Annotated in this window: 22 protein-coding genes and 3 pseudogenes; 11 read left to right on the top strand and 14 right to left on the bottom strand. The window is 71.8% G+C overall.

The features are described from left to right. Positions 1–220 precede the first annotated feature (220 nt). From ACFCY1_RS07535 to ACFCY1_RS07500, 8 genes and pseudogenes are all read right to left on the bottom strand, one after another. A complete protein-coding gene (locus tag ACFCY1_RS07535; RefSeq protein ID WP_375873894.1) occupies positions 221–772 on the bottom strand; it encodes a hypothetical protein in 552 nt (183 codons plus the stop codon). A gap of 14 nt (positions 773–786) precedes the next feature. Continuing rightward, a complete protein-coding gene (locus ACFCY1_RS07530) occupies positions 787–1203 on the bottom strand; it encodes an ATP-binding protein (RefSeq protein WP_375873893.1) in 417 nt (138 codons plus the stop codon). A gap of 322 nt (positions 1204–1525) precedes the next feature. Further along, complete coding sequence (locus ACFCY1_RS07525) at positions 1526–2371, bottom strand: hypothetical protein (protein ID WP_375873892.1); 846 nt, start codon at positions 2369–2371, stop codon at positions 1526–1528. Beyond that, positions 2335–2685: a hypothetical protein gene (locus tag ACFCY1_RS07520; protein ID WP_375873891.1), complete on the bottom strand. Its 351-nt coding sequence runs from the start codon at positions 2683–2685 to the stop codon at positions 2335–2337. The genes ACFCY1_RS07525 and ACFCY1_RS07520 overlap by 37 nt, the downstream gene beginning before the upstream one ends. Positions 2686–2822: 137 nt before the next feature. Continuing rightward, the gene (locus tag ACFCY1_RS07515) at positions 2823–2990 is read right to left on the bottom strand and encodes a hypothetical protein (protein ID WP_158077694.1); all 168 of its coding nucleotides are present in this window, start codon (positions 2988–2990) and stop codon (positions 2823–2825) included. A 14-nt stretch (positions 2991–3004) separates the two neighbouring features. Next, positions 3005–3421: an ATP-binding protein gene (locus tag ACFCY1_RS07510; protein ID WP_375873890.1), complete on the bottom strand. Its 417-nt coding sequence runs from the start codon at positions 3419–3421 to the stop codon at positions 3005–3007. A 438-nt stretch (positions 3422–3859) separates the two neighbouring features. Continuing rightward, positions 3860–4708 carry a transcriptional regulator gene (locus ACFCY1_RS07505; RefSeq protein WP_375874016.1) on the bottom strand — a complete coding sequence of 283 codons (849 nt, stop codon included), beginning with the start codon at positions 4706–4708 and terminating at the stop codon, positions 3860–3862. A 162-nt stretch (positions 4709–4870) separates the two neighbouring features. Next, positions 4871–5095, bottom strand: a pseudogene (locus tag ACFCY1_RS07500) (helix-turn-helix domain-containing protein); the annotation flags it as partial. A gap of 247 nt (positions 5096–5342) precedes the next feature. Here ACFCY1_RS07500 and ACFCY1_RS07495 point away from each other — a divergent pair. From ACFCY1_RS07495 to ACFCY1_RS07480, 4 genes and pseudogenes are all read left to right on the top strand, one after another. Beyond that, a pseudogene (locus ACFCY1_RS07495) lies at positions 5343–5840 on the top strand (XRE family transcriptional regulator); the annotation flags it as partial. Between the two features lie 148 nt (positions 5841–5988). Continuing rightward, a complete protein-coding gene (locus ACFCY1_RS07490; RefSeq protein WP_375873889.1) occupies positions 5989–6564 on the top strand; it encodes an HD family hydrolase in 576 nt (191 codons plus the stop codon). 67 nt (positions 6565–6631) lie between these two features. Beyond that, positions 6632–6991 (top strand): hypothetical protein, encoded by a 360-nt coding sequence (locus ACFCY1_RS07485; protein ID WP_375873888.1) that lies wholly within the window; start codon positions 6632–6634, stop codon positions 6989–6991. Between the two features lie 279 nt (positions 6992–7270). Continuing rightward, complete coding sequence (locus tag ACFCY1_RS07480) at positions 7271–8029, top strand: hypothetical protein (protein ID WP_375873887.1); 759 nt, start codon at positions 7271–7273, stop codon at positions 8027–8029. On the opposite strand, the gene ACFCY1_RS07475 is transcribed toward ACFCY1_RS07480, so the two are convergent. The 4 genes and pseudogenes from ACFCY1_RS07475 to ACFCY1_RS07460 all read right to left on the bottom strand — a co-directional run. Then, positions 8026–8517: a VOC family protein gene (locus ACFCY1_RS07475; RefSeq protein ID WP_375873886.1), complete on the bottom strand. Its 492-nt coding sequence runs from the start codon at positions 8515–8517 to the stop codon at positions 8026–8028. The genes ACFCY1_RS07480 and ACFCY1_RS07475 overlap by 4 nt on opposite strands. 135 nt (positions 8518–8652) lie before the next feature. Then, positions 8653–9348 (bottom strand): aspartate/glutamate racemase family protein, encoded by a 696-nt coding sequence (locus ACFCY1_RS07470; RefSeq protein WP_375873885.1) that lies wholly within the window; start codon positions 9346–9348, stop codon positions 8653–8655. Positions 9349–9405: 57 nt separating this feature from the next. Then, a complete protein-coding gene (locus ACFCY1_RS07465) occupies positions 9406–11256 on the bottom strand; it encodes a CocE/NonD family hydrolase (RefSeq protein WP_375873884.1) in 1851 nt (616 codons plus the stop codon). 204 nt (positions 11257–11460) lie between these two features. Next, positions 11461–12417 (bottom strand): annotated as a pseudogene (locus ACFCY1_RS07460) (hydrolase); the annotation flags it as partial. Between the two features lie 302 nt (positions 12418–12719). Between ACFCY1_RS07460 and ACFCY1_RS07455 the strand changes: the two are divergent. Next, positions 12720–13856, top strand: a complete 1137-nt coding sequence (locus tag ACFCY1_RS07455) for a HoxN/HupN/NixA family nickel/cobalt transporter (RefSeq protein ID WP_375873883.1) — start codon at positions 12720–12722, stop codon at positions 13854–13856. A 105-nt stretch (positions 13857–13961) separates the two neighbouring features. Here ACFCY1_RS07455 and ACFCY1_RS07450 read toward each other — a convergent pair whose 3' ends face one another. After that, on the bottom strand, positions 13962–14900 hold the full coding sequence (locus ACFCY1_RS07450; RefSeq protein WP_375873882.1) for an SGNH/GDSL hydrolase family protein: 939 nt from the start codon (positions 14898–14900) through the stop codon (positions 13962–13964). Positions 14901–15268: 368 nt separating this feature from the next. Here ACFCY1_RS07450 and ACFCY1_RS07445 point away from each other — a divergent pair, with 368 nt between their 5' ends. The 3 genes from ACFCY1_RS07445 to ACFCY1_RS07435 all read left to right on the top strand — a co-directional run bounded on the left by ACFCY1_RS07445 (position 15269) and on the right by ACFCY1_RS07435 (position 17663). Next, positions 15269–16924 carry an FAD-binding dehydrogenase gene (locus ACFCY1_RS07445; RefSeq protein ID WP_375873881.1) on the top strand — a complete coding sequence of 552 codons (1656 nt, stop codon included), beginning with the start codon at positions 15269–15271 and terminating at the stop codon, positions 16922–16924. A gap of 170 nt (positions 16925–17094) precedes the next feature. Next, the gene (locus tag ACFCY1_RS07440) at positions 17095–17376 is read left to right on the top strand and encodes a hypothetical protein (protein ID WP_375873880.1); all 282 of its coding nucleotides are present in this window, start codon (positions 17095–17097) and stop codon (positions 17374–17376) included. Further along, on the top strand, positions 17373–17663 hold the full coding sequence (locus ACFCY1_RS07435; RefSeq protein WP_049652761.1) for a hypothetical protein: 291 nt from the start codon (positions 17373–17375) through the stop codon (positions 17661–17663). Before ACFCY1_RS07440 ends, ACFCY1_RS07435 begins: the two co-directional genes overlap by 4 nt. Before the next feature lie 104 nt (positions 17664–17767). Here the strand turns inward: ACFCY1_RS07435 and lepB are convergent, their stop codons facing one another. Beyond that, on the bottom strand, positions 17768–18439 hold the full coding sequence (gene lepB, locus ACFCY1_RS07430) for a signal peptidase I (RefSeq protein ID WP_375873879.1): 672 nt from the start codon (positions 18437–18439) through the stop codon (positions 17768–17770). 147 nt (positions 18440–18586) lie between these two features. Here lepB and ACFCY1_RS07425 point away from each other — a divergent pair, with 147 nt between their 5' ends. From ACFCY1_RS07425 to ACFCY1_RS07415, 3 genes are all read left to right on the top strand, one after another. Next, a complete protein-coding gene (locus tag ACFCY1_RS07425; RefSeq protein ID WP_049652764.1) occupies positions 18587–19003 on the top strand; it encodes a hypothetical protein in 417 nt (138 codons plus the stop codon). A gap of 187 nt (positions 19004–19190) precedes the next feature. Beyond that, entirely contained in the window at positions 19191–19445 is a 255-nt protein-coding gene (locus ACFCY1_RS07420; protein ID WP_049652766.1) for a hypothetical protein, read from the top strand. A 202-nt stretch (positions 19446–19647) separates the two neighbouring features. After that, positions 19648–21315, top strand: coding sequence for a metallophosphoesterase family protein (locus tag ACFCY1_RS07415; protein ID WP_079272061.1), 1668 nt, complete (start codon positions 19648–19650; stop codon positions 21313–21315). Positions 21316–21325 lie beyond the last annotated feature (10 nt).

The following is a 21325-nucleotide window of genomic DNA, read 5'->3' as shown; positions in this document are numbered from 1 at the left end:
CGGCCTGGCCGAAGCGGCGACGGGCCGCTCCTGCGCAGGAAGTCGGCGGGGCGACTCTGCTGGCAAAGTCGATTTGCCGGGTATGTCGCAGCGAGCACTTCGTGACAAAACAGCTGGAAGCACCCATCCCGTGGTCTCATATCGTGAGACAAACCTGTCGCAGTACCACAGAACCAGCCCTCGACTTTGCCAGCAGAGTCGCGGGGCCGACTTCCTGCGCTTACGGGCGGGTTGCCCGGGTGCGGCAGTGGGTGAGGGCGTAGGTGATGCGGCGGTCGGAGGGGAGGATGGTGGCGAGGAGTTCGCCGGCGGTGACGAGGGTGGTCCAGTAGAGGGCGGGGTCGCCGGTGCGGGGGAGGGGGTGGGCGGCGGCGAGGGAGAGGTAGGCGGTGGCGAGGTTGCCGGTGGTGAACCAGCGTTGGAGGCCGTGCCGGTGACCGGGGCGGAGGCTGCCGTGGGCGTCGATGGCGGTGAGGAGGTGTTCGACGACGGCGAGTTCGGTGTCGGTGAGTGACTTGGGGACGTCGAAGACGCCGAGGGCTTCGAGGAGTTCGCCGGTGTCGGTCTCGGTGTCGGGCCGTGGGTCGGCGAGGAGGGCGTCGTAGCACTCGGCCAGGCGGCGGGTGGTTTCGGCGTGGGGGATGTCGAGGGCGAGGCAGACGGCGCGTGCGACGGGCAGGGGCGGGTGGCCGAGGCGGGCGATGAGGGCATAGGTGGCGGCGGGTGTGGTGCCACGGGAGAGGGTGTGCCGGGCGAGGGTTGTGAGGTGCATGGGGAGTCGGGCTTTCAGGCGGTGGCGGGGGCGATGTGGGCCCAGACGAACTTGCCGATGCCGTACGGGCGGGAGGCGCAGCCCCAGCGCTCGGCCAGCTCGTTGACGAGGTAGAGGCCGCGCCCGTGCTCGTCGTCAGGCGCGGCGGTACGGACCGAGGGGCGGCTGCTACCGGCGTCGTGTACCTCCAGTCGCAGCCGGGAGCCGGTGAGGGCGAAGCGGACTTCGATGTGGCAGTCGTCGGGTCCGTCGGAGTGCTGGACGGCGTTGGCGAACAGCTCGCCGAGGAGTAGTTCGGCGGTGTCGCGGTAGCGGTCCCCGGAGGGCAGACCGGAGAGGTAGGCCCGGATCAAGTACCGGGCCAGGGGCGCGGATTCGGCCCGGGAGGAGAGCCGGGCGACGAAAGCCCGGGGGCGACGGGAAGTGGGCATGAGGGAGCACCTTGGAAGCAAAAGGAGAGGGGGTCATCCACGTCATCGTTGGCGATCTGCCAGCGATAGACGGTCAATTGCCCATGGCAGTAGTAGGTTCGCCACCGGGCGGTTGTCTGATCTGCTCGTGTCCCGGTTCGGTCGATCCGAGGGCGTAGGTCTTGAAGCCGGCGCGCTCGCCGGTCGGGATGAACCCCGTCTTGCGGAGGACGTGACCGGAGGCGGGATTGTATGGGTGCGCGGCCCAGGTACTTCGTCGACTCCGCGCTGTAGATCCGGAGCAGGGCTCCTTCGTCGCCGGGGCGCAGCTCCCGCAGCTCGATCATCCGTCCACCGCTTCGATGATCTCGGCCAGTTCGGCGGCGGTGGGCCGCTCGTCGGGGGCGGCCAGCAGGACGCAGCGCAGCCGGGCTTGGAGGGCGGGCCAGGGCATCGCGGTGGACATGGGGACGGCTCGGTGGGCGATGGCCTTGCGGATCTCCTCCACGGGCGTGCCCTTGGGGAGGCCTGCGGTGTCGTAGTCCAGCGGCCACGTGCCGGTGGTGCAGGTCCACAGGGTTCCGGCGAGGGCGTAGATGTCGGCGGTCTGGGTCGTGGCGACGGGCTGGGGGCCGTTGATGATCCGGGCGGCGAGTTCGGGCGCGGTGAGGTGGATCATCGTGCCCTCGAACGTCGGCCACGGGGTGCTGTCGAGCCTGCGGGACCAGGCGAAGTCGAGGAGGCGCACCGTCCCGTCCTCGCTGTGGATGCCGTGCGCGGGCTGGAGGTCCCCGTGCACCCAGCCGTCGGCGTGGAAGTCCGCGACGGCGCGGCACAGTCCGACGGCGGCGGCGAGGGCTTCGTCCTTCCCGCCGTCGCCCTTGCGCACGGGGCGGAAGACCTGCCAGGTGGAGGGGCCGGCGAGCCACGGGGTGACGTACCAGATGCCGTCGGCGAAGCGGCCGGCGGTCACGGTGTAGCCGGGGAGCTGGTCCAGCACGGAGGCTTCGCGAGCGGTGACCTCGGCGGCCCCGCCGGTGCCGAGCTTGATGCTCGCGGAGCCGCGCGGACCGCTGGCCTTCCACACCGCCGAGCCCCGGCGGTTGCTGACCTCCGTCAGCTCGACCGGCCCACAGAAGGCCTCCGCCGCCCTCAGCGCTTCGCGGGCCTCGGCAAGGAACTCGCCCATTCTCGAACTGCCTTCCATTCACAAGGGATGTGCTCGAACACGTCGCGGCCGTCGTCGGCCGAGACCGCCAGCGCCGCCGCGAGGTCCGGGGTGGTCTCCAGAAACTGCGGGTCCAGCGGCCGGACTCCCGCCCGCACCGGGAGGAACGAGAACGGCGGCGGCGGGATCCGCTGCCCGCGCCGACCGGTCTCGACAACGCTCTGGGGGAACTTGCCGAACATGACTCCGACCGGGGCGTACAGGTGCTTCAACGCCCAGTGCGGCCAGGCCATCAGCTCGCGATGGTCGGCGCCTTCGCAGTGCCCGCGCAGCACGACGTTCTCGCATGCGAGGAGACCGAGCGGCCCTGGAGCCAGCCGGTGGTGGCGTGTGCAGTGGCGCGCTGGATCGTGGTCATCTTGGCCTCTCGATGTCTGCTGCGCAGGAAGTCGGCCAGGCCGACTTCCTGCGCTTACGGGTGGGTTGCGCGGGTGCGGCAGTGGGTGATGGTGAGGGTTTCGGTGGTGAACCAGCGGGTGGGGTCGTGGTGGTGGCCGGAGCGGAGGCTGCCATGGGCGTAGGTGGCGGCGGGTGTGGCGCCACGGGAAAGGGTGCGCCGGGCGCGGGTCGCGAGGTGCATAGGAAGTCGGGCTTTCAGGCGGTGGTGGGGGCGATGTGGGCCCAGAGGAACTTGCCGATGCCGTACGGGCGGGAGGCGCAGCCCCAGCGCTCGGCCAGCTCGTTGACGAGGTAGAGGCCGCGTCCGTGCTCGTCGTCAGGCGCGGCGGTGCGGACCGACGGGCGGCTGCTACCGGCGTCGTGTACCTCCAGTCGCAGCCGGGAGCCGGTGAGGGCGAAGCGGACTTCGATGTGGTGGTCGTCGGGCCCGTCGGAGTGCTGGACGGCGTTGGCGAAGAGCTCGCCGAGGAGTAGCTCGGCGGTGTCGCGGTAGCGGTCCCCGGAGGGCAGCCCGGAGAGGTAGGCCTGGAGCAAGTACCGGGCCAGGGGCGCGGATTCGGCCCGGGAGGAGAGCCGGGCGACGAACATGCGAGGACGACGGGACGTGAACATGGGGGTACCTCGGAGGGGCGGGGCGGGAGCATGTGAAGGAAGTGCGACGTACGCCAGGCCTGCCGCCGATCGGGGGTTTGGACACCCGACCGGGGCGGGGCGTGCTGCAAGCGGGGAGAGAGCCGTCTCCGAACTCACGAGGCCCGGCGGGCCCGGGGGTCGGCGGTCGGGGCGAACTCTGCCCAGCCGGCCGCTGCGGTGGCCAGGGCGTTCCGTCGGAGGCGGTCCTCGGCGGATCTGCGCGGCCCGGGTGTCGGCGTCTGGGCAGGACACGAAGGGCGGGGTGCGGCGGCCATCGCGGGCTCCAAGGGATGCGGCAGTGGTGTGTGCGAGCCCGGACCCGACCGGGCTCGCACCCCGAGGCGTCGCTTCTCGGGGTGCTGAGCACCACGATGCCGCTGCTGGAAGGCCTTGAATTTCACCAGAAGTGAAAGATCGTCAGATACCCGTTCGGGTGATCCAGGTTGACAGCCGCAGACTCCGGCGGCTAGCGGAGCGTGACAGTGCGGTCACGGTCTCGCGGGCGAGCGGATGCCGGGATACCTGGTCGGGTGCGACCGCGTACGCGGCGTCGAGCTGGTCGAGTGCGGCCTCCGGTCGGGCCATCCATCGGTAGGCACGGGCCAGGTCGATGTGGTGGTGCCCGATCCTGGTCGGGGCCCATCCGGTGGGGAAGCGCAGCCCCTTCGCGGCGGCCACCGCCCGGTCGTGCTCGCCGGCCTCCACCAGGGTCATCACCCGGTGCACCTGCACGTTGGTGGGCCCGAAGTGCAGCGACAGGTCCGGCTGCTCGCCGGTCCGGGCGGCTACGCGTTCAGCCTCGTCCAGATGGTGCTGCATCAGGTCCTTCTGTCCGGCGCGGGCGGCGACCACGGCCGAGCCGAGGTGCAGTTGCCCGGTGGTGACCAGTGCGCTCGGAGTCTTGGCGTCGGTCCCCTCCAGGTGGCCGCGGCCGGACTCCTGGAGGCGCCGGCAGGCCGCGAGGTCGCCGACGCGCAGGTAGGCGGTGACCCGCAGGTACTCGCGGGCGGCCCGTAGCGCGGGTGCCTGGTCGCCGGCCCGCTCCGCGGCCCAGTCCATCCGGGCCAGTGCGGTCGCGGACAGGTCGCTCAGCCCGATGGCGATCCCGACCGAGTGCCCGCACCGGTAGGCCTCCGCCAGCAGGCCCCACGCCTGCCGCTGCTGCTCACCGGTGAACTCGTGTGCGGCCGTGTGCAGTTCGACCAGCAGGCCCGGCAGCATCGCCACCATCGGCTTGTACTTCGCGGCCTGGGCCAGCGTGTTCACCTGTCGTACCGCTGCCCGAAGCGCGGGCAGGGCGCGAGGCCGAACGGCCTCCTGCGGCGGCAGGTCGTACAGATCGAGCACCGTACGGATCGGGCCCATCAGCGGGACCAACGGGTCATCTGCCGTCCCGTCGCTGTACGGGGGTGGTTGGAGGTCGCCGGGCTCAACTCCCAAAGCCCTGGCCACCGCTGCAACGAACTCCGGCGTCGCCGGCTTGTGCCCGGCCACCACCTTCGTGAGCAGGCTGTACGAGACGTGAGCACGATCAGCGAGTTGCCGATGGCTCAGGCCTCTCACATCTTCGTAGGCGGCGATGCGCTGGCCGGTGCTGATTCCGTCCGGAGGTGCCACGCTGGCCCCATCTCGTGAATTCCTTGAACCCTGCATAGGGGACCGTACCCTCGAACTCGCCTGGTCACAGATCATTCGGTCAAACAACGTTGACGTTGGTCGGCTGGTGCGCGGCCGGGTTCCATGAGATAGCTACTTCCGCCGGCCAGTCGACGGATACGGTGTCAGGACTGATCGACGTGGGGAGCCTCGGCGGCCCAGTCCGTCGCGGCGATGACCGAACGGATCAGGTCCCTGGACGACCAGTTGCGGACGTCCTCACCGGCGTCCGCCCGCAGGTACCGCGAACGGTACGGGAGGCCATGACATGAGCAGCGACGAACCGGGCGTGCCCGTGCAGGCCGCACCCGCTCCCATGGGTGAGGACTACTCGGGGGTCTGGGTCAGCCACTACGAGTTCTTCAGCAGCAGCCGGGAGAACACGTTCACCGGCCTGCACCACGTCGTACTGTCCCAGAGCGGGAACCGGATCACCGGCCGGTCGCTCCCCGGTGCGTCGTCCAATCCCGACTCGCCGCTGTCGTTCGACCTCACCGTCGACCGGAACGTCGTGACGGGCTCGTGGGTGGAGCAGACCGCACAGGACGGCTACTACCAGGGGGCCAGGTACCACGGCGCCATTCAGCTGCTGGTCGATCCGACCGGGCGCCGCATGGCCGGCAAGTGGGTCGGCTTCGGCAAGGAGTTCGACGTCAACACCGGGCCCTGGGAGCTGCGCCTACTGGACAGGTCCACGGCTGACGACGTGTTGGACCGCTACAGCGTGCCGCCAGAGGCGTAGCGCGCCTCACCGCGCTGGCACGGCGAGCCCCCGTGTCGATTTGATGGTGACGGCCTTTCACGGTGGCCCGTCGAGAGCTGGAGTCTGTGCACTACGGTCTGTGGGTAGGCGGTTACCGCAGCAGCCGATCCGGTAGCGAAGGGCAGTCATGACGGACGACAAGCAGGTGAGGGGCACCGCGAGCTACCTGTTCGAGGCGGGCATGCTCAAGCGGGCGAAGCGTCAGGGTTGGTGGATCGCCGGCGTCAAGGATCCCGAGTCGATCGCCGAGCACTCGTTCCGGACGGGTGTCATCGGCGCGGTGCTCGCGATGATGGAGGGTGCCGACCCGGCCAAGGTCGCCCTGCTGTGCCTCTTCCACGACACCCAGGAGACCCGGGTCAGCGATATCCCGCACATCAGTCGGCGCTACCTCACCGCCGCGTCGAACGAGCGGGTGACCGCCGACCAGGTCAGCGCCGCTCACCCGGCCGTCGTTGCCGGACTCCAGGCCCTCGTGGAGGAGTACGAGAACGCCGAGAACCTGGAAGTCACCGTCGCCCACGACGCGGACAAGCTGGAGTGCCTGATCCAGGCCGTGGAGTACCGCGAGCAGGGCTACCGGAACGTGCAGCCGTGGATCGACAGCAGCCTCGGCAGCCTCAAGACCGAATCGGCCCACGCCCTCGCCGAAGCCGCACTGACCATGACGTCCCTGGAGTGGCAGAAGGTCTACCTCGCGTGACGCCACCGACACTCGTCTTCGACCGCTTTTCGGCGCTTGACGGTGCCATCTGACAAAGGAGTTACGCATGTCGACTGATGGGCAGATCTTCCGCGAAGCTTGGATCGCGGGCGTGTCGAAGCACTACCCGGGCGAGCCGAAGGCGGGCTATGTCGCCCCGTGGGAGGAGACCCCCGAGTGGGAGCGGGAGTGCGCCGCTGCCGTGTTCGGCCAGGTCCGGGACTTCATCAGTGTGAGCGGCGGCAACACGTCCAAGCTCACCCGGGAGCAGAAGGGCCGCTTCGTCGCTACGTGCTGGATCGCTCAGATCCACAAGCACATCGAGAATCCGAAGCCGGGCTATGTCGCCGACTGGGTCGATCTGCCGTCGTGGCAGCAGGAGACCGATGCGGACATCTTCGAAGCGATCGAACGCGCCCACTCCTGAACACCGTGCTCTGCGTGGGAAGTCGGCCCCGCCGACTTCCCACGCCAAAGGTAGGGGCGTGCGTGATGTGGGGGTCCGGGCTTTGCGCTCGAACGGTTCGCACTCTTCGTAGTCGCTGTGCTACTTTCCGCATCATCAACAGAACATAGGAGACCCCGGCGGTGCTCGTAACACCCCGGGGTCTGGCACCAGGAGATAGAGCTCCAGATGCGGATTCATCGTAGCGCGCGCACGCGCGCGTTCACCGTTCTTCCGAACGGCCTGTTGCAGGACCGGCGGTTGAGTTACACCGCCCGTGGCCTCCTCGCCGACCTGCTCTCCCGCCCCGACGGGTGGCGGGAGGACGGGCGGCAGATGGCGGACAGCAGTCCACAGGGGCGGGGCGCCGTCCGGCGGGCCCTCAAGGAGCTGACCAGCGCCGGGTACTACCGGGTCGACAGGGTCCGGATGGCCGACGGGACGGTCCGGTCCGAGGCCCACGTCTTCGACGCCCCGCAGCCCGAACCGGCTGTCCCCCGCCCGGCCTCCGGTGGAGGGAGTTCCGGCCGCGCTGTCACCCCTCCCGTAAAGGACCCGGGACAAGAACCCACCCTCCCGGATGAACGGACGCGGGCCGCCGTGGCGACCCTGTTCCGGGTGATCCGGCCCGAACCCCGCCTGCGCCTCGGCGAGGCCGAGGCGCAGGCGCTGGCACCGCTCGTCGCGCAGTGGCTGGAACGGGGCTGCGACGAAGCCGAGTTGGCCCACGCCCTGCTGCCCGGGCTGCCGCAGCCGATGCACTCCCCGGTGGCGATCCTCCGGGACCGCCTGCAACGGAAGCTGCCACCGGAACGAGCCGCGCCTCCACCGACGCCGTACGCCGAGTGCGGCCGCTGCCACGACCCGGTGCCCCGCCCCGGCATCTGCCGCGCCTGCGCGGGCCTCGGCACGAGAACCGTCGCCGTCGGCACCGGCGCGCCCGCCACCCCCGGAGGCGTCGCCCGCGCCCGCGCCGCCCTGCGCGGGTGGCCCGGGCGGCCGGTCGCCGCGAACTCCTAGCTGGCGAAGCCGCCTTCGGGGCGGATGATCTCCAGGTTGGTGCCGTCCGGGTCGTTGAAGTAGGCGACCCGGGTGCCGAGGGCGGCGTCCGGTGTGACCTCGCCCTCGATGAAGGTGTAGTCGTCGCCGAGGAAGTCGTAGCCGGCGTCCTTCATCCGCCGGTACACGGCGTCGAAGTCGTCGACCCGCAGGCACAGGTGCATCGAGCCGGGCCGGTTGGCCATGCCGCCGGTCCGTTCGCCGACCGGCTCCTGGAACTGGATGAGGTCGATGCCGAGGCTGTTGTCCAGGTTGATCGTGGCGTAGCGCAGCTTCGCCACGGGCAGGCCCTGCGACTTCCCGAACGGCACGCTGTGCATGGTGCCTTGCGCGACGGGCTCCCGCCCGGTGAGGGCCGTGTAGAAGGCGATCGACGCGTCCAGGTCGGAGACCGAGATGCCGACGTGGGCGGCGAGGGTGAGGTTGATCGGGGTGCTGGAAACGGCCATGGTCGTCCCTCTCGTTCGCGCCCCGTGGCCCCCGGTTTCGGGGTGGGCGGCGCGGGGCGGAGTGCTGGAGAAACCGGTCCGCTCACCATTGTCCCGGTGCCCGCCGACCGCGCACCTCAGGGCGGCGGTCGGGGTTCAGGGGCCGGCCAGGGCGGCGTCGACCGCCGCTTCGGCGTGCAGCCGGGTGGTGGGGAAGACGGGGACCGGGCTGTCCTCCGGCCGGACGAGCAGTTCGATCTCGGTGCAGCCGAGGACGATGCCTTCCGCGCCCCCGGCCACCAGTTCCCCGATCACCTGCCGGTAGGCCGCCCGGGATTCCTCGCGGACCAGTCCGACGCACAGTTCCTCATAGATCACCCGGTGGATCAGGGCGCGCGAGTCGGCTTGCGGCACCTGGACGTCCAGGCCGCCCGCCGCCAACCGGCCGCGGTAGAAGTCCTGTTCCATCGTGAAGGCCGTCCCGAGCAGTCCGACCCGCCGCAGGCCCGCCGCCCGGACGGCGGCCGCCGTGGTGTCGGCCAGGTGCAGCAGGGGGACGGAGACCGCCGCCGCGACCTGGTCGGCGACCTTGTGCATGGTGTTGGTGCAGATCAGCAGCAGGTCGGCGCCGGCCGCCTCCAGTGACCGGGCCGCGTCGGCGAGGACTTCGCCGGCCTCCTCCCACCGGCCGGCCGTCTGCAGCCGTTCGATCTGCGCGAAGTCGACGGAGTAGAGCACGAGTCGGGCGGAGTGCAGTCCGCCGAGGCGCTCGCGGGTGAGTCGGTTCAGCAGGCGGTAGTACTCGGCGGTGGATTCCCAGCTCATGCCGCCGATCAGGCCGATGGTCTTCATGGGGCCATTTATAAGCCGGAATCGAAATGCGAGGCAAGTGCATAAGTAAATCTTTGATCAGCTCTCCCGGGGCACCCGGTGCTGCCACTCCCGGGCGAACACCTCCGATCCGCCCTCCAGCGCCCGCAGTTGGACGATGCTGAGGAAGTGCCCGGCGTCGCAGCGCAGTTGGGTGCGGGTCTGGACGGTGACGTCCCAGCCGATGTCGGGGCGCTCCAGGCGGACGGTGTGGTCGGTGCGGGCCTGGGCGCTGAGCGGGGCGCCGGTGAGCACGCGGTAGGCGGTGACGGTGTGTTCGTCGCGGACCAGGCCGTCGGGGTGGGTGCGGGTGCCGTCGGTGGCGGGGGAGAACTCGGCGCGCCACTCGTGGCGGCCGATGTCGTGCACGGTGAGGTGCTCGGGCCGGGCGGTGAGCGGTTCGGTGAGGTGGACGGCGAGCGGTTCGGGCAGTATCGGGGGTTCGAAGGTGACGGGCCGGGAGCCGACGTCGGCGGCGAGGTGGCGCACCGGCAGGCTGAGGGTGGAGCGGGACGGGTCGACGCCGTACCCGGTGTCCTCGGCCGGGGGCCACACCCAGGGCCAGTAGACGGAGGAGAGGGCGAGCCGCAGCCGGTGCCCGGCCGGGATGGTCGAGGCGCAGGCCGCGAGTTCGACCTCGGCGTCCGGGCCCCCGGCGGCGAGGACGCCCCGGGTGACCAGGTCCGAGGTGCCGTCCGGGCCGACCGCGCACAGCCGGACGGCCACCTGGGCGGGCGCGTCGTCCTCGCGCAGCCGCAGCCGTACGGTCGGGGTGCCGAGCAGTTCGACCGGTTCGGGCAGCGGCTGGGAGTCGAAGCAGACCGAGCGGCCGTCCTCCTCCCGCTGGTCGGGCGGCTGGTCGGCGGGGCGGCCGTGCGGGACGTAGGCGCCGGCGTTGAGGCCGGTGTGCTGCGGGGAGCGGACCCGGACGTACCGCTCGTCGGAGGCGGTGCCGGCGGTGCGCAGCGGCCCGTCCAGGCCGTAGTGGATCGCGCGGACGTCGGGGGAGGGCCAGGCCTCGTCGCCGGTCCAGCGGGTGGTGAGCCAGCTGCGCAGGGCGGGTTCCTGGAGGGCGTCGGTGTCGACGCCGCGCAGCCAGTGGTCCCACCAGCGCAGGGTGTCGGGCAGGGCGGCCTCGGGCAGGCCGTGCGGCCAGGGGCCGATCAGGGCGCGCGCGGTGGGGGACTCGGCGAGCAGCCGCAGCACGAAGGAGCAGGACGGGTCGCCCCAGCCGGCCACCGCGAGGGTGGGCACGGACACCGGGACGGTGCTCTCGCCGGCCGCGAGCCAGTCGTCGACGGGCGGGTTCAGGGACTCCAGCCGGGCCAGCCAGGCGGCCCGCCAGGCGTCGCCGACGTACCGCGGGTCGGGCGGCAGGGCGGCGTCGGCGACCAGGGCGGTGAGCCGGGTCTGCAGGTCGGCGGCGAGCACGGCGCCGCCGGTCCGGTGCCCGCCCTCGGGGCAGGCGGTGACCACGGCGCCGACGGTCTCGGGGGTCCGGGCGGCGAGCCGCAGCGCGGTGGTGCCGGCCGCGCCGACGCCGAGCAGGCCGAGCCGGCCGTTGCACCAGGGGCGGCGGGCGAGCCAGTGGACCACGGCGGCGCCGTCGGCCAGCTCCTGTTCGCCGCCGGGTTCGCCGGGGACGCCCTCGGAGTTGCCGTGCCCGCGGGTGTCGACCCGGACGGCGGTGTAGCCGTGGCCCGCGTACCAGGGGTGGCGGCGGGCGTCCTCGGCGGCGGTCCGGTCGGTGAGGCGGCCGCCGGAGTACTCCAGCAGCGCGGGGCCGGGCTCGTCGCCGACCGGCCGCCACAGCCGGGCGGCCAGCCGCGTGCCGTCGGGCAGCGGGACGCGCAGGTCCTCGCGGGTGGTGTGGAAGGGGTAGGACGGCATCGGCCGCTCCCGTCGGTCCCGGGCCGGTGGAGCACCGGCGGGCCCGCGGCGCGTACGGACGGGGTGCCGCTCCGTACGAGCGCGCCGCGGGCGTCGGTACTCCGACAGTAGGGGAGGGAGCGGCCCTTTTCCTGGTGAGGGCGCCCGGGTCTCCTGGCGAGGGCGCCCGGGGCGAGCCGCCCGGGCGCGGGGCGCGGCCGGTCAGGCCTTGCTGAGCCAGGCGGTGGCGTTGAGGGCGAGGGCGGCGTCGGTGCCCGCCGGGTCGTCCCAGCCGTTGTACAGGGTGTTGCCGGACTGGCCGGTGCCGTCGTCGATCGGGGAGCTGTCGCCCCAGACCGCGACCCGGCCGGAGCCGAAGGTGCTGGTGACGAAGAAGGCGCCGGTGTTGCCGCTGTAGCCGGTCCGGTAGACCAAGCCCTTGACGTTCGGGTTGTCGGCGGGCTTGAGGGTGAAGGTGGTGCCGTTGCGCAGGATCGAGCCGGTGACGGTGCCGAAGGGGCCGTGCAGCACCGGGTCGGTCGCGTCGTTGACCGCGCGCGGGTTGTCGGTGGTGATGTTGAGCAGGTCGACCGAGAAGCCGAAGGGGTCGTTGTTGTTCACCCCGTTGCTGGTCAGCAGGTCGTTGATGATCTTCGGGGAGTCCCAGCCGTCGTTGTTGCGGTCGCTGTTGACGTGGTCGGAGACCAGGAAGAGCCCGCCGCCGTTCTGGACGAACTTCATGATCGCGGTCTTCTCGCTCGCGCTGAACCGGATGTTGGGCTCCGGGATCACGAAGGTGTCGAAGTTGGCGAGGTCGAGCGCGGCGCCGGTGCCGTAGCTGATGGTGGAGCCGGCCGGGAGCGTCTTCAGGCTGTACTGGCCGGTCTTCTGGAGGGCGACGCCCCAGGCGGAGAGGGCGCCGGTCCAGCTCTTCTCGGTGGTGGGGTTGGCGTTCTGGGTCAGCGGGTCGGGCTGGCTGGTGCTGATGATCCAGTCGGCGTTGCCCGCGGTCTCGGCCTTGCTGTTGTCGAACAGCACCCGGTGCGGGGTGGCGCCGGCCGCGGCGGCTCGGGTGGTGGGGGCGGTGGGGCCCGGCGCGGCGGTGGCGACGGGGGTGGTGAGACCGGCCGCGAGCAGCGCCGCACCGGCCAGGGCCGCGGCGGTTCGAATACGGATCGTCATGAGCCGTTCCTCCGTGGGGAGTTGAGGGGTCGGAGCGCAGGTTTTCGCGCGTAGAACGGGAGTATCCGCGCGTAGAGCGCACGGTGAAAGCCCCGGGAGGTTACGAAGCCTTGTACGGGTGGTGACGATCTCCGGGGGTCGATCGGAAGTCGGGGGAAGCCGGGGGGAAGCGGTGTGAAAGCGGGGCGGAAACGGTGCGGAAGCGGGGGGAGACGAATCCGTAATTGCGCATGACTTGCAACTGCGCGCGTCAAGGCGGAAAGATGGCCCAGCTTCGACCGCCCGACCGAAAGGACACGACGATGACCGCCCCCCGCTGGCGCGACCGGCTCACCCGTGAGGAGTGGATCCGCCTGGCCGGAATGGGCGGATTCATCCTCGCGCTGCACGTCGTCGGCTGGTTCACCCTGCTCGCGCTGGTCGAGCCCGAGCACTACACCGTCGGCGGCCAGGTGTTCGGCGCGGGCATGGGCCTGACCGCCTACACCCTCGGCATGCGGCACGCCTTCGACGCCGACCACATCGCCGCCATCGACAACACCACCCGCAAGCTGATGGGCCAGGGCAAGCGGCCGCTGTCGGTCGGCTTCTGGTTCTCGCTCGGGCACTCCTCGATCGTCTTCGGCCTCTGCGCCCTGCTGGCCTTCGGCATCCGCTCGCTGGCCGGCCAGGTGGAGTCCGACGACTCGACGCTGCACGAGATGACCGGCCTGATCGGCGTCACCGTCTCCGGCACCTTCCTGCTGCTGCTCGGCCTGATCAACCTGGGCGCCTTCAACGGCATCCTCAAGGTCTTCCGCCGGATGCGCCTGGGCGACTACGACGAGGCGGAGCTGGAGCGCCAGCTGGAGCGGCGCGGGCTGATGAACCGCATCCTCGGCAGGGTCACCAGGGCCGTCACCAAGCCCTGGCACATGTACCCGGTGGGCCTGCTGTTCGGCCTGGGCTTCGACACCGCCACCGAGGTGTCCCTGCTGGTGCTGGCGGGCGGCGCGGCGGCCTTCTCGCTGCCCTGGTACGCGCTGCTCACCCTGCCGATCCTGTTCGCGGCCGGGATGAGCCTGCTGGACACCATCGACGGCTCGTTCATGAACTTCGCGTACGAGTGGGCCTTCTCCAAGCCGGTCCGCAAGATCTACTACAACCTGACCGTCACCGGGCTGTCGGTGCTCGTCGCGCTGGTGATCGGCTCGATCGAGCTGATCGGCCTGCTCGGCGAGAAGCTGGACATCACCAGCGGCCCGATCGCCTGGATCGGCGGGCTGGACCTCAACTTCGTCGGTTACGCGATCGTCGGACTGTTCGTGCTCACCTGGGCCGCGGCGATCGCCTACTGGAAGCTCGGCAACGTCGAGGAGAAGTGGTCGGCCGGGCTGGCCGCCGCCTCGGCCACCGGCTCCGGCTCGGCCTCCGGCTCCGCCTCCGCGAAGTCCGAGTAGCGCGCGCACGAGAACCCAGGGGCCGGTGACCGGGGTCTGGTCACCGGCCCCTCGGGGCTTTCCCGGCCGCATCGTCTCCGGCGCCGCGGTGGCACCGCCCCGCCGCTACTTCAGCGCGGCGAGCACCGCCTGCGCCATCACCTGCTCGCCGGTCGCGTTCGGGTGGAACGGCACGGCGGGCGAGCCGGGCAGCGCGCCCTCGATCCAGCGGTCGTCCGAGCAGACGTCGTGCCCGAGGGTCGGCGTCGCGGTGTCCACGTAGGTCGCGCCGTTCGCGGCCGCGGTGGCCTTCAGGGCGGCGTTCAGCTTGTCGAGCACCCCGTGCATGTACTCGACGTCGCCCGGGGTGACGGGCTGGCGCAGCACACAGGTCGAGCCGTCGGCGGGTAGCACGGACGGGTAGCCGACCAGCAGCACCCGGGCCCCGGGCGCCTTGGTGTGGATGCGCTTGAGGGTGTCGGTCAGCTGCGGGGTGATGGTGGTGCGGATCCGCTCGGCGAGGTCGTCGGTGCCGTACTGCCAGGACATGGTGCTCCAGTCCCAGTGGCCGTGGTGGTAGACGTCCTTGCAGGGCGTGCCGAACGGGTTGACGACGGCGCCGGCGATGCAGGTGGCGACCAGTTCGCCGAGCCCGAGGTCGCTGGCGGCGAGGTCGTTGCCGCCGATCCCGAGGGTGACCAGGTCGGTGTCGGCGGTGACCGCGTCCAGCTGCGGGTCGTTGACCCGGATGAAGGCGTCGTACTGGGGCTGCGTCATCGCCTTGATCTTGGCCGCGGCGCAGGTGACGTCGGTGTACCGGCCGGCCTTGAGGGCGCCGGCGACCAGGTGGCCGTAGTTGCGGTCGGAGCGCAGGCACAGGCCGGCCGACTGGCCCGGCACTCCGGCGCCGGCGGCGTAGGAGTCGCCGAGCGCCACGTAGTGCCCGGGCGCCTGGGTGGCGGCCTGGGCGGTGGTGGAGGTGAGCGCGAGCGCGGCGCCGAGGGCGACGGCGGCGAGGGCGGTGGAATTCCGGAGGTGCCGGGATTTCCGGGCAGGACGGAGCACGGTTCCTCCTGGGGGAGAGAAACGACGGGTGGGGGTTCGTGCGGAGCCGGACTACGGCTACTCGCAGGTAAGTTACTGCCGTGTTTCCCGGACGTCCATGGTTCGCGCGGAAATCGCCGACATTCCGTCAGATGTGGTCGAACGGTGTCGAACGGCATTTCGCATTTCGCTCCACCGGGTATCGCTCGGCAATCGCGCGGGTATCGCCCGGCCGTCGACGGCAATTCCGAAACGGCGTGGAGCGGAATTCACGCCGGCGGTTGTTACCCGCCGGTTGACCGGACGTCACCGCAGGCCGCAGTATCGGGCGCACAGCGACGGCGCGTCCCGGGCGCGCCGCCACCGCGAGCCGCCACGGAGGACTGCGCATGGCCCTGGACGCCGACGTCATCGTCATCGGGGCGGGCCTCGCGGGCCTCGCCGCCACCGCCGAACTCGCCGACGCCGGATGGAAGGTGATCCTGCTCGACCAGGAGCCCGCGGCCTCCCTCGGCGGCCAGGCGCACTGGTCCTTCGGCGGACTCTTCCTGGTCGACTCGCCCGAGCAGCGCCGGATGCGGATCCACGACTCGCACGCCCTCGCCCGGCAGGACTGGTTCGGCACGGCCGGCTTCGACCGCCCCGAGGACGCCTGGCCGCGCCGCTGGGCCGAGGCGTACGTGGACTTCGCGGCGGGCGAGAAGCGCTCCTGGCTGCACGGCATGGGCGTGCGGTTCTTCCCGGTGGTCGGCTGGGCCGAGCGCGGCGGTCAACTCGCCGACGGGCCGGGCAACTCGGTGCCGCGCTTCCACATCACCTGGGGCACCGGGCCGGGACTGCTCGCACCCTTCGTCCGGCGGGTCCGCGCGGCCGCCGCCCGCGGCCTGGTGGACCTGCGCTTCCGGCACCGGGTCACCGGGCTGTCCGCCACCGCGGGCGCCGTCGACACCGTCACCGGCGAGGTGCTGGTGCCCAGCCCGGCGGGCCGGGGCGAGGCCAGCTCGCGCGAGGTGGCCGGAAGCTTCGAACTGCGCGCCCAGGCCGTGATCGTCACCTCCGGCGGCATCGGCGGCAACCACGACCTGGTCCGCAAGGCCTGGCCGGCCCGGCTCGGCACCCCGCCCGCCAGGCTGCTCTCCGGGGTGCCCGCGCACGTGGACGGACTGATGCTGGACGTCGTCGGCCGGGCCGGCGGCAGCCTGATCAACGGCGACCGGATGTGGCACTACACCGAGGGCATCGAGAACTGGGACCCGATCTGGGCCCGGCACGGCATCCGCATCCTGCCCGGCCCGTCCTCGCTCTGGCTGGACGCCCGCGGCCGGCGGCTGCCCGTCCCGCTGTTCCCCGGCTTCGACACCCTCGGAACGCTCGAACACATCATGACCACCGGGTACGAGTACACCTGGTTCGTGCTCAACCAGCGCATCGTCGAGAAGGAGTTCACCCTCTCCGGCTCCGAGCAGAACCCCGACCTGACCGGGAAGTCGGTGCGCGGCGTGCTCGGACGCGCGCTGCCCGGCGCCCCCGGCCCGGTCCAGGGACACCTGCGGCACGGACGGGACTTCGTGGTCGCCGGGAACCTCGCCGACCTCGCCCGGGGCATGAACGCCAGGACCGCCGAGCCGCTGATCGACCCGGACGAACTGCGCCGCACCGTCGAGGACCGCGACCGGCAGCTGGCCAACCCCTTCGCCAAGGACCTCCAGGTCACCGCCATCCACGGCGCCCGCCGCCACCTCGGCGACCGGCTCATCCGCACCGCCGCCCCGCACCGCATCCTCGACCCGGGCGCCGCCCCGCTGATCGCCGTCCGGCTGAACATCCTGACCCGCAAGTCGCTGGGTGGCCTGGAGACCGACCTCTCCTCCCGGGTGCTGCGCCCCGACGGCGAGGTGCTGCCCGGGGTGTACGCGGCAGGCGAGGCCGCCGGGTTCGGCGGCGGGGGCGTGCACGGGTACCGCTCGCTGGAGGGCACCTTCCTGGGCGGCTGCCTGTTCTCGGGCCGCACGGCGGGCCGGGCGGCGGCGCGGGCGGTCGGGTAGCGGCGCCGGGGCCGTCGGGTAGCGGCGCCCCCCGGCCCCTGCTACCGGGCCTGCGGCATGTCCCTCGGCCGGACAGGGGAGGGCCCCGGCGGTCGGAAGGCGGTACCGGACCGGCCCCTGGGGGAGGACACTGGTAGCGGTCCCGCCCGCACGAGACGTTCGGAGGAACGGTGAGCGCAGCACCCCTGCACGGTCACCACGACAGCCGCCAGCCCGTCCCCCGCACCCAGGACGGCGTGGCCGCGGCCCTGCCGCCCGCGCAGCGCATGGAGTTCTACCGGGAGATGGGCGAAGCCGACATCGAGACGATCGGCGGCGTACTGAAGCGGTGGTGGCTGCGGGCGGAGCTGTACCGCGACCCGGAGGGCGACCGGATCCACGCCGCCGTCCAGGCCGGCACCGCTCCCGGCGCCTCCGCTTCCGCGGTCCTGCGCCGGCTCGGGGCCCTGTGAGCGGCTACGACGAGTTCCCGGACGACGACGACCCGATCACCGTCTCCCCGGCCGTGGAGGAGTTCCTCGGCGACCCTGGCACGCCGGCCGACGTGTTCTCGGCGGTCGTGGCCTTCCTGGTCGACCTGCGGGAGGATCCGTTCCCGCGCCTGAGCATGCCGGTGCCCGGCCGGCCCGGGATGCACTCGGCCCCGCTGCGCCGGGACCTCGGGCTGGTGGAGTACGCGGTGAACGAGGACGCGGACCCGCCCCGGGTCTACGTCTCCCGTGTCCTGCGAGCGGACTGACCGGCCCGCCGTCGGCGAGACCGAGGGCCGGCCGGTCGGGAACCGGCGGTCAGGGCCTGGCTGCGTAGTGCTGGTCGACCGGGCGCCGACGGGTGGCGACGGCGTCAGAAGGTGGCCGGCGGCTCCAACCCCAGCGGCCGGGCGGCCCGGCCGCGGACGGCGAAGACGATCGCCGCGATCAGGCCTACGAGGGCCAGCAGCAGCCCGAGCGCGGCCACGACGAGCGCGCCGGCGAGCTTGCCGGGCAGGGCCTCGGAGTCGGCGCCGCTGTGCCACACCACCCGCTCGCCGACCTTGGCGAGGTCGACGGTGCCCTGCTGGTCGGCCAGGTTGATCCGGGAGTCGAAGGCGTCGCCGCGGACGTCCCCCATCAGGAAGGCCCGGCCCGGCGGGACGGTGACGTCGAAGTCGAGGTAGCAGGTGTGGACCTGCCGGGCCGGCGGCTCGTCGACCGGCTTCCCGTTGAGGCTGAACTGCCCGTTCACGCAGGCGATGCGGTCGCCGCCCAGGGCCATGGCCCGCTGGATGACGATGCCCTGCAGCGTCCAGGGGGAGTCGACGGCGTAGACCTCGCCGTGGCGCACGTCCGCGGGCTGGACCCGTTCGGTCCAGAGCCCGGTGCCCGACCGCAGCTCCGGCGACATCGTGTCGCCCGTCATGCGGTGGTAGCCGTAGCCGGAGCCGAGCACGGCGAACCCGAGCACGGCGCACAGGACCCCGACCACTCCCACGGCCACCGATATCCATGTACCGCGGCGGCCCCTTCGCTTCGGCATCAGGCCGTCCTCCCCTTGTCGCGCGTGTGTCGTGTGGTGGCCCGTGGGCCGTGCGCATCCTAAGGGTCTGGGATGCCCGCTGGCCTGCGGGTACAGTGCGGGGGCCGGTGCGGAGCGCGCCGCCGACCACGAGGGGGAGCAGAGCCGATGAGCCGCCGAGAGCGCGACGGTGCCCGGGACCGCAAGCGGGGCGCCGGTGCCCCCGTGACCGTGACGGTCTGCCGGGGCTGCTGCTGCGGCACCGAGGCCAAGCACCCGGGGGTGGACCACGCGGGCCAGTACGAGCGGCTGCGGACGGCGGTGGGTTCGGCGGGCCGGGTCCGGGCGGTCAAGTGCCTGGACGTGTGCACCCAGTCGAACGTGGTGGTGGTCGGCCCCTCGGCGGAGGGCCGGGCGGCGGGCGGCCGGCCGGTCTGGCTGGGCTTCGTGCTGATGGACGACATGATCGACGAGATCGGCGCCTGGGTGCGCGCGGGCGGCCCGGGCCTGGCCGATCCGCCGGGGCTGCTGGACCTCCAGCTGATCTCGGTGTCCCGGCGGGTCCGCGAGGGCCTGCCGGAGTGAGGACGGGTCTGCCGGAGTGAGGTCGGGCCCCGGCTGAGGTCGGCCATTGGTCCTACAGGATGATCGTCGGATCATGTCTACCCGGGCCGAACCCGGGTCGGCCCGGGTGCCTTCACCACTACCATGACCGGTGGTGTCGGGCCCTTCCGGACGGCGCCGAGCCGTTTCCGCGCGAGGGAGGAAGCCGATGACGACGGTCTGCCGCATCTGCGCGGGCACCGGCCGGACCGCCGGCCTCAGCTGCCGGACCTGCCAGGGCACCGGCACCACCGAGGTGGGCGGCGGGGGCGGCAACTGCTTCCTCTGCGACGGCACCGGGGTGTACGTGCGCTACCGGGTCGACGCGACCGGCGCCAAGCACGCCTACCGGGACGAGATCTGCCGCACCTGCGACGGCACCGGCAACCGGACCGCCACCCAGTGGGACGAGCGCTCCGGCTGACCAGGCCCGAACGCTGTCCGCGCTTCCGCCGACGCCCGCTCAGGCCACGGGGCGGATGGGGGCCATGATGCGGCGTCGGAACGGTGCGGACACGGCCTTTGCCAAACCATGGTCGAACATTGGCGTTCGAATGGGCGGTACGCTGCGACCCGTTCACCCGGCGTCCGTGCGCGATCAACGCGCCGCTGGAAGAGTCCCGCGCATGGATATCCCCAACATGGGCGTGCCGGCCAAGCTTGCCGACCGCATGAGCATGGCCGAGCAGCACGAGTACCTGCGGGCCCGCTTCTCCCGCCGCCGGATGCTGCGCGCCGGTGCCGTGACCGTGGGCGCCGTCGCCGTCGGTGGCGCGCTGGGCAGCGGCACGGCCTTCGCCGCCCCGGCCGGCCCGCAGCTGCTGACCGGTGGCACGACCAGTGGCATCGACGGCTCGCTGGTCGCGCCGATCGGCCGTCACCTCCAGTTCGGCCCGGAGCCGGACACCCAGTTCCGTATCTCCTGGCAGGTCCCGGCCCCGGTCAAGAAGCCGTTCCTGCGCTTCGGCAAGACCCCGTGGGAGCTGAGCCACAAGGTCCAGGCCGAGGTCCGCGCCCTGCACACCCCGGCGCTGACCCCGAACAGCCAGCCGGTGGACCAGTACTACCTGCACGTGGCGCTGGAGGACCTGCGCCCCGACACCACCTACTACTACGGTGTCGGCCACGAGGGCTTCGACCCGGCCGCGCAGCAGCAGATCTCCACCCTGCACACCTTCCGCACCGCGCCGTCCCGCGACCACCGCTGGGGCAAGGTGTACGAGCCGTTCACCTTCACCGCCTTCGGCGACCAGGGCGTCAGCGCGCACGCGGCGGGCAACGACCACATCATCAAGGCCCAGAACCCGGCCTTCCACCTGCACGCCGGCGACATCTGCTACGCCGACCCGGCCGGCTCCGGCACCGACCCGGACAAGTCCGTCTTCAACGCGAAGACCTGGGACGACTTCCTGGTGCAGACCGAGACGGTCGCCGCCGAGATCCCGTGGATGGTCGCGTACGGCAACCACGACATCGAGGCCTGGTACTCGCCGAACGGCTACGGCGGCGAGAACGCCCGCTTCTTCCTGCCGAACAACGGCCCGGACCCGCGCCAGGTCCCCGGCGTCTACACCTTCCGCTACAAGAACGTCGGCGTCATCTCGCTGGACGCCAACGACGTCTCCTACGAGATCCCGGCCAACCTGGGCATCTCGGCGAACAAGCAGACCAAGTGGCTGGAGCGCACCCTCAAGGACCTGCGCAACGACGAGACCATCGACTTCGTCGTGGTCTTCTTCCACCACTGCGCCTTCTCCACCACCGTCGCGCACGCCTCCGAGGGCGGTGTCCGCGAGGCCTGGGTGCCGCTGTTCGAGAAGTACCGGGTGGACCTGGTCATCAACGGCCACAACCACATCTACGAGCGCACCGACGCGATCCTCGGCAACAAGGTCTCGAAGCAGGTGCCGAGCGGCGCCACCATCGAGCCGGCCAAGGACGGCGTGGTCTACGTCACCGCGGGCGCGGCCGGCCGCAGCCTGTACAAGTTCGACGTGCCGGACACCTACGAGGGGCACGAGAACCACCAGGACGAGGTCAAGACCTACTACTGGAGCAAGGGCAAGGTGAAGACCCCCGAGACCATCCAGTGGTCGCGGGTGCGCTACACCGGCTACTCCTTCATCAAGGTCGACGTCACCCCGAAGCACCTGGGCCAGAAGTCGGTCATGAAGGTCACCGCGCTGGCCGAGGACGGCACGCAGATCGACAACTACACGATCCTGCGCACGGTCGGCGAGGGCTGGGACTCGGACCGGGACGACGACGGCCAGGGCGGCGGCTGGGGCTGGTAGTCCCCGCCGG

The sequence above is a fragment of the Kitasatospora sp. NPDC056273 genome (assembly GCF_042268845.1).
Lineage (GTDB): Bacteria > Actinomycetota > Actinomycetes > Streptomycetales > Streptomycetaceae > Kitasatospora.
This window is presented reverse-complemented; position numbering and strand designations above follow the sequence as displayed.

Bases quoted from the DNA above. Each gene is read 5' to 3' on its own strand.
- ACFCY1_RS07535 (WP_375873894.1), bottom strand. From the start codon at position 772: ATGCACCTCACAACCCTCGCCCGGCACACCCTCTCCCGTGGCACCACA.
- ACFCY1_RS07530 (WP_375873893.1), bottom strand. From the start codon at position 1,203: ATGCCCACTTCCCGTCGCCCCCGGGCTTTCGTCGCCCGGCTCTCCTCC.
- ACFCY1_RS07525 (WP_375873892.1), bottom strand. From the start codon at position 2,371: ATGGGCGAGTTCCTTGCCGAGGCCCGCGAAGCGCTGAGGGCGGCGGAG.
- ACFCY1_RS07515 (WP_158077694.1), bottom strand. From the start codon at position 2,990: ATGCACCTCGCGACCCGCGCCCGGCGCACCCTTTCCCGTGGCGCCACA.
- ACFCY1_RS07510 (WP_375873890.1), bottom strand. From the start codon at position 3,421: ATGTTCACGTCCCGTCGTCCTCGCATGTTCGTCGCCCGGCTCTCCTCC.
- ACFCY1_RS07490 (WP_375873889.1), top strand. From the start codon at position 5,989: ATGACGGACGACAAGCAGGTGAGGGGCACCGCGAGCTACCTGTTCGAG.
- ACFCY1_RS07485 (WP_375873888.1), top strand. From the start codon at position 6,632: ATGTCGACTGATGGGCAGATCTTCCGCGAAGCTTGGATCGCGGGCGTG.
- ACFCY1_RS07475 (WP_375873886.1), bottom strand. From the start codon at position 8,517: ATGGCCGTTTCCAGCACCCCGATCAACCTCACCCTCGCCGCCCACGTC.
- ACFCY1_RS07470 (WP_375873885.1), bottom strand. From the start codon at position 9,348: ATGAAGACCATCGGCCTGATCGGCGGCATGAGCTGGGAATCCACCGCC.
- ACFCY1_RS07465 (WP_375873884.1), bottom strand. From the start codon at position 11,256: ATGCCGTCCTACCCCTTCCACACCACCCGCGAGGACCTGCGCGTCCCG.
- ACFCY1_RS07455 (WP_375873883.1), top strand. From the start codon at position 12,720: ATGACCGCCCCCCGCTGGCGCGACCGGCTCACCCGTGAGGAGTGGATC.
- ACFCY1_RS07445 (WP_375873881.1), top strand. From the start codon at position 15,269: ATGGCCCTGGACGCCGACGTCATCGTCATCGGGGCGGGCCTCGCGGGC.
- lepB (WP_375873879.1), bottom strand. From the start codon at position 18,439: ATGCCGAAGCGAAGGGGCCGCCGCGGTACATGGATATCGGTGGCCGTG.
- ACFCY1_RS07425 (WP_049652764.1), top strand. From the start codon at position 18,587: ATGAGCCGCCGAGAGCGCGACGGTGCCCGGGACCGCAAGCGGGGCGCC.
- ACFCY1_RS07420 (WP_049652766.1), top strand. From the start codon at position 19,191: ATGACGACGGTCTGCCGCATCTGCGCGGGCACCGGCCGGACCGCCGGC.
- ACFCY1_RS07415 (WP_079272061.1), top strand. From the start codon at position 19,648: ATGGATATCCCCAACATGGGCGTGCCGGCCAAGCTTGCCGACCGCATG.